Below are 809 nucleotides of genomic sequence, written 5' to 3'. Positions count from 1 at the left end.
CCCGCGGCCTGGCGCTGCGGTTCGGGGGTGTGACCAGCCTCGACGGCGTCTCACTGCGCCAGCGCCGGGGCGAGATCCTGGCGGTGATCGGACCGAACGGGGCCGGCAAGACCTCGCTGTTCAACTGCCTCACCGGGGCATACCGCCCGCAGCAGGGATCGGTCACCTTCTGGCCCCGGCCCGGCCGGCCGGCCGAGCTGGTGGGGCGCCGCCCGCACGCCATCACCCGGCTCGGCGTCGCCCGGACCTTCCAGAACATCCGGCTCTTCCCCGCCCTGTCGGCGCTGGAGAACGTCCAGATCGGGACCGAGGTGCGGCAGCGGTACGGGCCGCTGGCCGCGGTGCTGGGGTTGCCGGGCGCCCGGCGGGCCGAGCGTGACGGCGTGCGGCACGCGCTGGAGCTGCTTGAGCTCGTGGGCCTGCCGCACCGGGCGCACGAGCTCGCCTCGTCGCTGCCCTACGGCGAGCAACGCCGGTTGGAGATCGCCCGGGCGCTCGGGACCGAGCCGCGCCTGCTGCTGCTCGACGAGCCCGCGGCCGGCACGAACCCGGCGGAGAAGCGTGACCTGGCAGAGTTGATCATCCGGATCGCGGGCACCGGGGTGTCGGTCCTGCTCATCGAGCATGACATGCGGCTGGTCATGTCGGTGGCGACCTCGGTGGTGGTGCTCAACTTCGGCCGGATCATCGCGTCCGGCACGCCGGTGGAGGTCCAGCGGGACCCGGCGGTCATCGAGGCGTACCTGGGCCTGGCCGACGCCGGCGCGGCGGATCCCGATGTGGCGGATCCCGGCGCGGCCGGCCCCGCC

General features: G+C 74.5%; 1 protein-coding gene. It reads left to right on the top strand.

Annotation, left to right across the window (positions count from 1 at the left end; translation table 11 throughout):
* On the top strand, positions 1–809 hold an 809-nt coding region (locus AC08ON_RS04730), incomplete at both ends, for an ABC transporter ATP-binding protein (protein WP_476616521.1).

This window comes from Frankia sp. CoWAU3, from assembly GCF_977971855.1.
Note: the sequence above shows the minus strand (reverse complement) of the source record. Positions and strands in the feature narration are given on the sequence as shown.